The following is an 11,549-nucleotide window of genomic DNA, read 5'->3' as shown; positions in this document are numbered from 1 at the left end:
AAATCATGCCATGGAATGACAAGGAGAACGCTTATGAACCTATTTAATAAAGATATCAGACTTTCCAATGTATCCAGACACCATATCATCATTTACATAGAAGTCATTATTCTGACATTTCTGCTGGTCTCCTTGTTTTTCATATCCCCAGGCGGGAAGCTTTCATTTCCGGTAGTCAATCAGGACAGTAACGCCAGTCCCTCGGAAGCAAAAAAATTTATAAAATGGGTGGATTTTGATGTGACTGCAAAGGCCATGCAGGAGGCCTTCCGATACGATGTCAACACCTGCCAGTCTGAGCCTCATTTAAACTGGGTGGATTTACTTGCTTATCTTGGTGCCAAGTACGGGGGGGATTTTTCCAGATATTCCACCAAAGATTTAGACGGGCTGGCGGAGCAGCTTCTTTCCGGTAAAACCATGGAAGAACTGACTGCAAAAATGACCCACTATTCCTATTACAGAGAAGCCTATGGAGCTGTGCTTGATGGCCTTGTCGGCCAGTATGATATTCAGATTTCCTCTCAAAATGCCCCACTATACGCCACTCCTGCCCTCCTTCCCGACGGCACCCAGGATCCGGATAAGGTCTGGGTAAAAAAGTATGGGCTGAAAAGCTTTTCCCCCATTGCCAAGGGCTTCCCCTATAATGACTTTGACGATTTTGGAGTTGCACGCTCTTATGGCTACAGACGGCAGCATCTGGGGCATGATATGATGGGCCAGGTAGGGACTCCCATCATTGCCGTGGAAAGCGGTTATGTGGAGGCCATCGGCTGGAACCAGTATGGCGGATGGCGTTTGGGAATCCGCAGCTTTGATGGAAAGCGGTATTATTATTACGCCCATTTAAGAAAGAATTATCCTTATCATAAATCCTTAAGCCAGGGCAGCATCGTTACGGCGGGAGATGTGATCGGTTATCTGGGACGTACCGGATACAGCCGGAATGAAAATACCAATAATATCAATGAACCTCATCTCCACTTTGGACTTCAGCTTATTTTTGACGAGTCTCAAAAGGAAGGCAACAATGAGATCTGGGTCAACTGCTATGAGCTGACCAAATTTCTTTCCATGAACCGCTCCGAAACTCTTAAGAACCAGGAGACAAAAGAATACAACCGTGTTTACGATATGACGGATCCCGGGATCCCTGATAATTTCATTCCGCCTGAACCTCCTAAAAAAGAAAATTGATCTCTAACTATAACAGGGGCTGTTGCGGCAAGTGCAACAGCCCCTGTATTTCCATACATTCGAGGAGTCAGGTGTGATAACGCTTTATTTTACTTTTGGCTGCTGCTGGGTAATGCAGTGGATATTTCCGCCCCCAAATGCAACCTCTTCGGTACGTACCCCAACCACTTTGCGGTCCGGATACATTTCCTGGATCTGCTGTAAGGCCAATGCATCGTTTTCATCGCCATACTGGGGAACGATCACTCCCCCGTTCACGACCAGGAAATTCATATAGGAAGCGATGGAAATCTCGCCATCCTCTCTTGGAAGGGTACCCTCTACCATATCAATCGCATCTGCACCATGAAGCAGAACAGGGTTCCTGGTCAGGCAAAGCTTATGTACCTTTAATTTACGGCCCTTTGCGTCTACTGCTTCGGACAATGTTTTATAAGCTTCCTGAGCTTCCCTATAGAAAGGATTCTCTTCATCTTCCGTCCAGATGCAGGCAACTTCCCCCGGTCTTACATACTGGGCAACATCGTCAACATGTCCATTGGTTTCGTTTGGATCAATGCCATCCTTAATCCAGATAACCTTCTGGCAGTTTAAGTATTGATCCAGCATGTCTTCAATTTCTTCTTTTGTCATATGAGGATTTCTTCCCTCACTTAGCAGGCACATTTCTGTGGTAATGATGGTTCCCTCTCCATCTACATGGAAGGAACCGCCTTCCAGAACAAAGCCCTCGGTACGATAGGAATCAATTCCTTCGATTTCACATACCTTTTGTGCCACAAGATCATCCTGATCCCATGGGAAGTAAAGTCCGTCTACCAGGCCGCCCCATGCATTAAAGGTCCAGTCACAGCCCCTGATGCCGCCTTTATCATTGATGACAAAGGTCGGTCCGCAGTCACGGATCCAGGAATCATTGCTTGTCATCTCAACCACCTTAATTTCAGACGGAAGATGGGCACGGCAGTTCTGAAATTGTGCAGGAGATACACAAACTGTGACCGGCTCAAACTGAAGAATCGCTTTCGCAACCTCAGTAAATACAAGCTGTGCCGGCTTTGCACCGTTTCTCCAGTTGTCCGGCCTTTCCGGCCATAACATCCAGATCTGTTCCTGGTCTTCAAATTCTGCAGGCATACGGTATCCATCCTGCTTTGGTGTTGTGTTCTCAATTCTCTTTGCCATAATTTATCCCTTCTCTTTCTTATTTATCTCTTTTTCTGTTTACAATCAGCTCACCAAGTATGAGGAACAGCGCTGCCCCGATGGTGATCGGAAGGACTCCCGCCAGAGTTTCCGGATCAAAGCTTAAAGGAACTGCGGTGAAGATCAGCGCAACGATGATCAGCGTCATTGGAACGAATGCCAGAACTCTTAAGAAACCATTGCTTCCCGGAACCTTAAAGGGCCGTTCTGTATCCGGGTCTATCTTTCGAAGCTTTAAGAAGGCCGGAAATACAGGAATATAGGAAAGCAAAAACATAACCAGATTCAGTGCAAAGAAGCACCAGAACAGATCCTGATTGGGGATAAGGGGAGCGATGATGAGAACCGTGCTGGCTACCAGTCCATTCATAATGGCAGCGCCAATGGGCATATCATTCTTTTTGCTTCTTATCTTAAATACCGCCGGCATATCCCCGTTCTCTGCCGAATAAGCAGCTACATTGTTTACTCCCAGTGACCAGGAAACCATATTTCCAAAAAGAGTAAGGAGGAAGCCAATGGCAACCACTGTTACAATGATCCCTCTGGTGCTTCCGGTCAAAAGCTGGACACTTGCAACCAAGCCGGTACTGGTACTGATCTGATCGGCCGGAATCGCAACACCGATTCCAAATGCCATAAAGATATAGATCGCTGCAATGACAATTCCGCCTGCAATAATCGCCTGAGGAATCTGCTTCTTTGGGTTCTCCATATCATCCGCAAAGGTACAAACAACTTCAAATCCAAGGCAGTTAAATAAAATAACTGATATGTAGGATAAGCTGTTTAAATTAAAATCTGGAATCAGGGAAGCTAAGGTGTATTCATTGGCAACTCCATGAGTTACCGCACCGTAGATACCAAGGCAGCCCAGGATTACTGCTATGAGGATTTTAATTACTGCCGCCCCGTTTAAGATCCAGGCACTGTCACAAACGGAAAAAAAGCTGATAAAAACAATGATCCATACAAACGTAAGCTCTATGATCAAGGACGGGAAAAATCCAAGTTGTCCTCCGGTCAAAAGATTAATGACCTCGGGGAACATAAGCGCCAAAGAAGCCATCCAAAGCGGAAAGTTGATCCAGTAATACCAGGACACCCTTCCTCCCCATTTTTTACCAAAGGCTTTTGACACCCAGTCATATAATCCACCGTCACCCTCATAGGTTGTCCCCAGTTCTGAGGAGATCAAGCCATATGGTAGCAAAAATGCTATTAAGAGGAAAATCCACCAGAAATACTGGGAATTACCAATCGCTGCCACCGGACTTGCTGCTTCTGCCACAAATACAACGCATATAACCGTCATTATGGCATCAATTAAACGAAACTTCTTCTTTGGCGCGTCTGACATCATTCTCCCCCTATCTGATATTTCTATCATCCATGAATTTCTCTAACTGTTCCTTTGCTGCTGCGATCTGAAGCTCGCTTGGAGCCTGATCTCTCTGATACTGTGTAAAGTAAACAAGCAGGCCTCTCATTGCGGTTAAGCGGTTTCCTGCCTCTAAGAAAGCAATGGAGCTGTCGCTGTCAAGCACTTCATCGGTCACGTCTTCTCCCCTGGTCGCAGGCAGGCAGTGCATGAATTTGCAGCCGATATTTCCAAGAGACATTAAATCTCTGTTTACCTGATAATCCTTAAATGTAGCAACACGCTCTTCCTTTGGAGTCTCGTTTTCATACAGTCCATACCATACATCTGTGTAAATGAAATCTGCTCCCTTTACGCTGTCACGGTTGTCGGTTACTTCCCATGTACCTCCGGAAATCCTGCAGTTTTCTTCCATGATCTTTTTGTGCTCTTCTAAAAGCTGATTGTTCTTTGGTCCGTAATGAACGAAATGCATACCAAGCTTTGTGGTGATAAATCCGAGAGAAGCACATACCTGTGTTCCGTCGCCTACGAAAACAACCTTGCAGTCTTCCAGCTTTCTGCCTCTTGGAAGATGCTCTACGATTGTACAAAGATCGCCGATTTCCTGGGTCGGATGATTGTAATCACTCATACCGTTTAATACCGGGATCGTGCATGCTTTGGCTAACTCCACCACGGTATTGTGTTCAACCACTCTGGCCATTACCACATCGATCATCTGGGAAAGCACTCTTCCTGTATCGCCGATGGTCTCATGTCCGCCAAGCTGGATCATGCCAGGTCCCAAGTACTGGGCATGTCCGCCAAGCTGTTCCATAGCTGTTTCAAAGGAAACACGGGTTCTTGTGGATGACTGCTGGAAAATCATTCCCAGTGTTTTTCCTTTTAACAGAGGGGGATTATAACCTGCCTTAATGCTTCTTTTAATTGCCAAAGACAGTTCAATAATGTCTAACAACTGCTCTTTGGTAAAATCGTTGGTGTCAATAAAATGTGTAATTCCGTTTGCTTTCATGGCAAAGTCTCCTTATATAAATTTTTATTGTTAATTAGTTAAATGTAAATATGGTGCCTGTCTTTCCGTCCAATGCTTCAACCGCATTGTCAAGAGAAGTGATGATCGCCCGTTTTGACGGATTGGATCTTACAAACTTCATGGCTGCCTGAACCTTAGGAAGCATGCTTCCCGGAGCAAACTGTCCTTCCTCACAATACTGGTTTGCTTCCATCAGGCTAAGATGGTCCAGATTCTTCTGATCCGGTTTCTTGTAATTGACTGCCACCTTTTCTACTTCCGTTAAAATCACCAGAATATCTGCCTCCACTTCTTCTGCCAGGAGTTCTGCTGCAAAATCCTTATCAATCACTGCTGCTGTTCCATGGAGAGCGCCGGCTGGATCTTCAATGACCGGAATTCCTCCTCCTCCGCAGGTAATGACAATTGCCTTTGGCCATAACTCCTTTACGGCCTCAATCTCCACAATCTTTTTAGGAATCGGAGATGCGACCACTCTGCGGTATCCCCGGCCGGCATCCTCTTTCATGACGTATCCCTTTTCCTCTTCCAAAGCGCTGGCCTCTTCTTTTGTATAGAAAGGTCCGATGGGTTTGGTCGGATTGTGAAAAGCCGGATCGTGTTCGTCTACAATCATCTGGGTAGCGATGGTGACAACAGGAAAGTTCTGATTCCTCTTATTGAGCGCATATTTCAGACCCTGCTGCAAATGATATCCGATATAACCCTGGGACATTGCCCCGCATACGTCAAATGGCATAGGCGGTGTTACATCTTTAGCAGTTTCAGAAGCAAGCAAAATTCTCCCCACCTGAGGTCCGTTCCCATGTACAATGGCCATCTCATAGCCACGCTCATTTAGTTCTGCTATATACTCGCAAGTCTTATGAACGACTTCAAGCTGTGCTTTGGCAGTTGCTTCTCCCTTTCCTGACTGCAGTGCATTTCCGCCTAACGCAAGGACTATTTTCTCTGCCATCAGTAAAACCTCCTTTTGTGATTTTTGATTTGCTGTGATTTGCTTTTGCTGCGTCGTCACAAGATGAAAATAGCAGTTCTAACGCCGGTTGAGAATGCAACCATAGGATAGATATTTATAACACTTTTAACTCTAATCCACATAAACTCCTCTAAACTCTTGTGCAATATGCACTAATAAATGGGCTTTTCGGGAAATTTAGGAGTTGAAAAAACTTTTTTATTTGCTATACTGATGATGGACAACTTGAGGACGAACAAAAGTCAGGAGGAATTATGGGAAAAGGTATCGTATTCATTTACAATCTGGTTTTGATCATGGTATACTCCGGAGTCTTTTGGATGTCTTTTTCGCTCTTTTTTAATGGAAAAGAAAAGATTCTGTTATGGATAGGAATAATATTCGGAGCAGTTTTAACGGATGATATTGTGATTTTTGCATCAGAAATGTTCGGGAATTTTGCAGAATCTTATAATAGGATTTTTATGATCGTTCCGACCCATAAGACCATGATCTACCTGATCCTGTCACTGGGATACTTAACCATCTTCAAACGGCTGTTAAACAGAGCGATAACCTACCGTGATTATGGAATTTTAGCAGTATACGTGACCTTCATGCTGTTCGTGCCGGCCATGGACAACAGTGCCTGGAAAATATGGCTCTATTTCCTCCCAAGCCAGCTTTACAACGCTTATATAGGAGCGGAATGTTTAAGGATAATAAAAAAGAATCCTGAGGAATATCAGGATCCTTTCTTTAAATGGTGTAAAAGACTTTTTTATATCACTGTTATCATGAATATCCTCATCATTGTGGAAGATACCATTGTCATCTTTAATTTTGATACTTATTCAAAATATTATATTAATATGAATAACAGGAGTTTAACCTCTGATATTCTATATCTTATTTATGCCGTATTTTCTGCCGGATATCTTATGTACTACTTAAAGATATTGTTAAAGAATAATACCATTGTTTCGGAAGTGACCAGCCATACCAGGGGGAACCTGCCCTCTGATATCGAAGAAAGTGTTCTGTACCGTTTCAGCGAAGCGAACCATCTTACAACAAGGGAGAGGGAAATACTGAGAGTGCTTCTAATGGATAAAACCAATCAGGAAATAAGCGAGGATTTATATATCTCCCTGGGAACAGCGAAAACGCATGTTCATAATATCTTTCAAAAAATCGGGGTTGTAAAACGCCCTCAGCTTCTCGAGGTTTACGCCACCTACCGGGATGAACAGCTAAATAAAGAACCGGAAAAAGAAACGCCGTCCCCATAGGCCTTAGCCAGCCGGGGACGGCGTGTTTTATTTTAGAAGGTGGATAAACAATCCGCTGCGGAGCTTCGGCTCGAACCATGTGGATTTAGGAGGCATTAAAAGTCCTGCATCCGCCACGGCAAACAGCTCCTGAATGGAGGTGGGGTACATGGAAAATGCTGCTGTCATATCCTGGCCGCAACGTTTCTCCAGTTCGTTAAGCCCCCGGATCCCTCCGATAAAATCAATTCTTTTATCCGTTCTGGGATCTCCGATTCCCAAAACAGGACCAAGCAGATGATCCTGGAGGATGGATACATCCAGGCCCTTAACCGGATCTGTGGATTTTAAGGAGTCAAAAGCTTTTAAGCAGTACCATTTCCGGTTTAAGTACATCCCAAAGGATCCTTTGTCCAAAGGTTCAAAGGCTTCGGTTCCCATACAGGATACTTCAAAGGACTGCCCTGCCTTTTGAAGAAACTCATCTTCTGAAAGGCCGTTTAAATCCTTTACCACCCGGTTATATGGCATGATCATCAGCTGGTCATGGGGAAACAGGACGGAAAGGAAATAGTTAAATGGTTCTTCTCCTGTATATCCCGGATTTTCCATACGCCTCTTAAGCCCAACCTTTACAGCGGAAGCCGCCCTGTGATGTCCATCTGCGATGTAAGTAGAGGGGATCGTTTGGAATGCCGTTTCGATCAGGGAGATGCTGTCTTTGTCCTGGATCTGCCATACCCTGTGGCTGATTCCGTCTTCTGCCGCAAAATCATACAAAGGCTTTGTCCCTGTTATTAAATTCACAATTTCGTTGACCGTTTCATTGGAACGGTAGGCCAGAAAAATGGGGCCGGTCTGTGCATCGGTAGTATCCACATGGCGGATCCGGTCCACTTCCTTTTCTTCCCTGGTGTTTTCGTGTTTTTTTATGACTCCATTCACATAATCATCAATGGAAGAACAAGCCACGATCCCCGTCTGACGCCTTCCGTCCATCGTCAGTTCATAGATATAATAGGCTTCCAGACAATCTTTCCTAAGAGTCCCGTCCTCTATCCAGCTTTTCAGCATTTCCCCGGCTTTTTCATAAACACGGTCATCATAGGTATCCACATCATCAGAAAACTGTGTCTCCGGCCTGTCAATGTTTAAAAATGACCTTGGGTTGGCTGCCGTTACCTGGCAGGCCTCCTTACGGCTGTATACGTCATAGGGAAGGGCTGCCACCTGCCTGGCATACCGTTCATCAGGTCTAACGCATTGAAATGGTTTTACAATTGCCATAGTATCTCCTTTATTTGTTTACAGTTCAGTCATGCAGAAACATGCATGTGATTTGTGCGTGTGCGCCCGCTCACTAAACACAAATCACATACATGTTTCTATAGGGCCGACGCCCAAACTGCTAAACTCCTACTTTATTTAACTACTCTCACCCGGAGTACGCCCTTTATTTCACTTAGCTTACGTATGCTCTCTTCATCCGGGACGCTTTCCAAATCAAGCAGGGTATACGCGTACTTTTCACGGCTTTTATTGGTCATATCGGAGATGTTCATATCTCCTGCTGCCAGTGTTCCTGTAATCTGTCCGATCATGTTTGGAATATTTAAGTGAAGCACTGCGATACGGCTTGCCGCTTTGCACACTCCCATATCACAGGCAGGAAAGTTTACGGAATTGCGGATATTCCCGTTATCGATGTAATCCACGATCTCTTCTACCGCCATTTTGGCACAGTTATCCTCTGATTCCTCGGTAGAAGCGCCTAAATGAGGGATAACGATGGCTCCTTCCATATGAACGGACTTTGGATTGGGGAAATCAGTCACATACTTTTTCACCTTGCCGGTTTTTAAGGCCTCTGCCATATCATCCTCATTCACCAGGATGTCTCTTGAGAAGTTCAGTACCACAACCCCATCCTTCATACGGTCAAGAACAGCCTTATTCACCATTCCTTTTGTGGAGTCAATTAACGGCAGGTGAAGGGTTATGTAATCGCATTCCTGGTAAATAGTATCTGCAGATGTGATGTGCTTGATATTTCTGGAAAGCTTCCATGCTGCATTTATGGAAATGAAGGGATCATACCCATAAACCTCCATCCCTAAGGAAGAGCAAGCATTGGCCACTTCCGCGCCAATGGCTCCAAGTCCGATGACGCCCAGCTTCTTTCCCTTAATTTCATATCCTGCAAAGGCTTTTTTTGCTGCTTCCGCAGATTTTGCAATATTCTCATCGTCCTTATTGTCTTTACACCAGCGTATGCCTCCTTCAATATCTCTGGAAGCCATCATAAGGCCTGCAATGACCAGCTCCTTGACTCCGTTGGCATTGGCTCCCGGTGTATTGAACACCACGATCCCCTTTGCGGCACACTCATCCAGGGGAATGTTATTGACTCCTGCCCCAGCTCTTGCGATGGCTAAAAGACCCTCAGGGAATTCAAGCTCATGCATGGAAGCGCTTCGGACAAGGACACCATCCGCTTCTTTTATGTCATCTGTTAAGGTATAATTTTCTGTCAGCAATGCGGTTCCGCAGTCGGAAACCGCATTGAGGCAATGAATTTTTCTCATCATGTCTCCTCTCTTAACTGTAGGGTCATTTCCCATGCTTTGCTTCAAAATCTTTCATAAAGGAAACCAGCTTCTCCACACCTTCTATTGGCATGGCGTTATAAATGCTGGCCCGCATACCGCCTACGCTCCGGTGGCCTTTTAAGTTTTCAAAGCCTGCTGCCTTTGATTCCTTTACAAACAGTGCATCCAGTTCCTCGCTTCCGGTCACAAAGGGCACATTCATCAGAGAACGGTCTTTCTTTACTACAGTACCGGTAAACATCTGGCTCTGGTCCAGATAATCATATAGAATGGCTGCTTTCTTTTCATTGAGTTCTTTCATTGCTTCCAGGCCACCCAGGTTTTTTAACCACTGAAACACCTTTCCGCAGATATAGATTCCATAAGCCGGCGGTGTGTTATAAAGAGACTTCTCATCGGCATGAGTCTTATATCGGAGCATGGTAGGCGTTCCAGGAAGCACTTCCTCTGTGATCAAGTCTTCCCGGATGATGGCGATGACCACGCCTGCAGGCCCTACGTTCTTCTGGGCGCCTGCAAAAATCAGGCCGTATTTTGAAATGTCAATAGGTTCCGATAAGAAACAGGAGGAGAGATCGGCAACAAGTGTTTTTCCTTTTGTATTTGGCAATGTTTTAAACTTAGTCCCGTAAATTGTGTTATTTTCACAGATATAAACGTAATCCGCATCATCAGAAATCGGCAGATCCGAAACATCCGGGATATAACTGAAGGTCTTGTCGGCGCTTGACGCAACCGCATTGGCTGTACCGAAAAGCTTTGCTTCCTGGTATGCCTTCTTCGCCCACTGTCCCGTAATGATGTAATCCCCTACGCGATTCTTGAATAAGTTCATGGGAACCATAGCAAACTGCTGGGAGGCTCCGCCCTGTAAAAATAATACCTTGTAATTGTCCGGAATCTTCAATAAATCCCGCAAATCCGCTTCTGCATCACCGATGATGGATTCGAACATCTTAGACCTGTGGCTCATCTCCATAACTGACATACCACAACCTCTGTAATCCATCATCTCTTCTGCGGCTTCTCTCAGGACTTCTTCCGGCAGCACAGCAGGCCCTGCGGAAAAATTGTACACTCTGCTCATAATCTTCCTCCTCATACTTTTGTCTTAAATCTTTAAGTCTTCTGCGTCAAACGCATCCTGGATGGGCGCTCCCGGTGATACCATTGGGAATACCTTGTCATCACAATGAATCTGACAATCTATAACAACAGGAACGTTTAACTCTATAGCTTCTTTAAGGACAGGCTCAAAATCGTCCTTACTGGTCACACGGTAAGCCTTAGCTCCCAGCCCTTCCGCTACCTTTACAAAATCCACCTGATCATTAAGAACTGTATGTGAATACCTCTTTCCATAGAACAGGGTCTGCCACTGACGGACCATGCCTAATACGTGGTTGTTTAAAACCACCTGAATGATGGGAATATTGTAGCGGGTAGCCGTGGCGATCTCATTCATATTCATACGGAAACATCCGTCTCCTGCCACGTTTATGACTACCTTATCCTTGCAGCCCAGCTTCGCACCCAGGGAGGCCCCCAGGCCATAGCCCATGGTTCCAAGACCACCGGAGGAGAGGAAGCTTCTGGGATATTTATACTGGTAGAACTGGGCAGCCCACATCTGATGCTGGCCTACCTCTGTTGTAATGATGGCGTCTCCCTGTGTGATCTCGTAAATCTTTTCAATGATATAGGGACCGGTCAGCGTGCTCTTATCAAAGCGCATGGGATACATATCCTTCAACCGGTCAATATGGGCCAGCCACTCTTCATGATTGATGGGATCTAAACGGGCATTCAGCTTTCTTAAGATCACTTTTACATCACCAACGACGCTGGCATATGTCTTAACGTTCTTATTGATCTCCGCCGGGTC

10 protein-coding genes are annotated in these 11,549 nt (G+C 45.2%); 2 read left to right on the top strand and 8 right to left on the bottom strand.

From position 1 onward, the window contains the following. Nucleotides 1-33: 33 nt before the first annotated feature. Nucleotides 34-1,200 carry a M23 family metallopeptidase gene (locus RT269_RS09980; RefSeq protein ID WP_313182290.1) on the top strand — a complete coding sequence of 389 codons (1,167 nt, stop codon included), beginning with the start codon at nt 34-36 and terminating at the stop codon, nt 1,198-1,200. Between the two features lie 84 nt (nt 1,201-1,284). Here RT269_RS09980 and aguA read toward each other — a convergent pair whose 3' ends face one another. The 4 genes from aguA to arcC are packed head-to-tail and all read right to left on the bottom strand — an operon-like array spanning nt 1,285 to nt 5,784. Continuing rightward, nucleotides 1,285-2,385 carry an agmatine deiminase gene (gene aguA, locus RT269_RS09975; RefSeq protein ID WP_313182289.1) on the bottom strand — a complete coding sequence of 367 codons (1,101 nt, stop codon included), beginning with the start codon at nt 2,383-2,385 and terminating at the stop codon, nt 1,285-1,287. Nucleotides 2,386-2,404: 19 nt separating this feature from the next. Then, a complete protein-coding gene (locus tag RT269_RS09970) occupies nt 2,405-3,769 on the bottom strand; it encodes an APC family permease (protein ID WP_313182288.1) in 1,365 nt (454 codons plus the stop codon). Between the two features lie 7 nt (nt 3,770-3,776). After that, complete coding sequence (gene ptcA, locus RT269_RS09965) at nt 3,777-4,805, bottom strand: putrescine carbamoyltransferase (protein ID WP_313182287.1); 1,029 nt, start codon at nt 4,803-4,805, stop codon at nt 3,777-3,779. Between the two features lie 34 nt (nt 4,806-4,839). Continuing rightward, a complete protein-coding gene (gene arcC / locus RT269_RS09960; protein ID WP_313182286.1) occupies nt 4,840-5,784 on the bottom strand; it encodes a carbamate kinase in 945 nt (314 codons plus the stop codon). 275 nt (nt 5,785-6,059) lie between these two features. Here arcC and RT269_RS09955 point away from each other — a divergent pair, with 275 nt between their 5' ends. After that, a complete protein-coding gene (locus tag RT269_RS09955; protein ID WP_313182285.1) occupies nt 6,060-7,076 on the top strand; it encodes a helix-turn-helix domain-containing protein in 1,017 nt (338 codons plus the stop codon). A 27-nt stretch (nt 7,077-7,103) separates the two neighbouring features. On the opposite strand, the gene RT269_RS09950 is transcribed toward RT269_RS09955, so the two are convergent. The 4 genes from RT269_RS09950 to RT269_RS09935 form a co-directional block, all read right to left on the bottom strand. Beyond that, nucleotides 7,104-8,342: a DUF1015 domain-containing protein gene (locus tag RT269_RS09950; RefSeq protein ID WP_313182283.1), complete on the bottom strand. Its 1,239-nt coding sequence runs from the start codon at nt 8,340-8,342 to the stop codon at nt 7,104-7,106. A 134-nt stretch (nt 8,343-8,476) separates the two neighbouring features. Further along, nucleotides 8,477-9,640 carry a phosphoglycerate dehydrogenase gene (locus RT269_RS09945; RefSeq protein ID WP_313182335.1) on the bottom strand — a complete coding sequence of 388 codons (1,164 nt, stop codon included), beginning with the start codon at nt 9,638-9,640 and terminating at the stop codon, nt 8,477-8,479. Between the two features lie 25 nt (nt 9,641-9,665). Further along, nucleotides 9,666-10,751: a 3-phosphoserine/phosphohydroxythreonine transaminase gene (gene serC, locus RT269_RS09940; RefSeq protein WP_313182281.1), complete on the bottom strand. Its 1,086-nt coding sequence runs from the start codon at nt 10,749-10,751 to the stop codon at nt 9,666-9,668. Nucleotides 10,752-10,775: 24 nt separating this feature from the next. Continuing rightward, nucleotides 10,776-11,549, bottom strand: a 774-nt coding sequence (locus RT269_RS09935) for a thiamine pyrophosphate-dependent enzyme (protein WP_313182280.1), incomplete at its 5' end; no start/stop codon positions are given.

The organism is Lacrimispora sp., from assembly GCF_032078915.1.
In the GTDB taxonomy this organism is placed as follows: Bacteria; Bacillota; Clostridia; order Lachnospirales; family Lachnospiraceae; genus Lacrimispora.
The sequence above is the reverse complement of the archived record's forward strand: the minus strand, read 5'-3'. Positions and strand labels throughout refer to the sequence as shown.

Coding starts and splice junctions, on each gene's coding strand:
- serC (WP_313182281.1), bottom strand. CDS start 10,751: ATGAGCAGAGTGTACAATTTTTCCGCAGGGCCTGCTGTGCTGCCGGAA.
- RT269_RS09945 (WP_313182335.1), bottom strand. CDS start 9,640: ATGAGAAAAATTCATTGCCTCAATGCGGTTTCCGACTGCGGAACCGCA.
- ptcA (WP_313182287.1), bottom strand. CDS start 4,805: ATGAAAGCAAACGGAATTACACATTTTATTGACACCAACGATTTTACC.
- arcC (WP_313182286.1), bottom strand. CDS start 5,784: ATGGCAGAGAAAATAGTCCTTGCGTTAGGCGGAAATGCACTGCAGTCA.
- RT269_RS09970 (WP_313182288.1), bottom strand. CDS start 3,769: ATGATGTCAGACGCGCCAAAGAAGAAGTTTCGTTTAATTGATGCCATA.
- RT269_RS09950 (WP_313182283.1), bottom strand. CDS start 8,342: ATGGCAATTGTAAAACCATTTCAATGCGTTAGACCTGATGAACGGTAT.
- RT269_RS09955 (WP_313182285.1), top strand. CDS start 6,060: ATGGGAAAAGGTATCGTATTCATTTACAATCTGGTTTTGATCATGGTA.
- aguA (WP_313182289.1), bottom strand. CDS start 2,385: ATGGCAAAGAGAATTGAGAACACAACACCAAAGCAGGATGGATACCGT.
- RT269_RS09980 (WP_313182290.1), top strand. CDS start 34: ATGAACCTATTTAATAAAGATATCAGACTTTCCAATGTATCCAGACAC.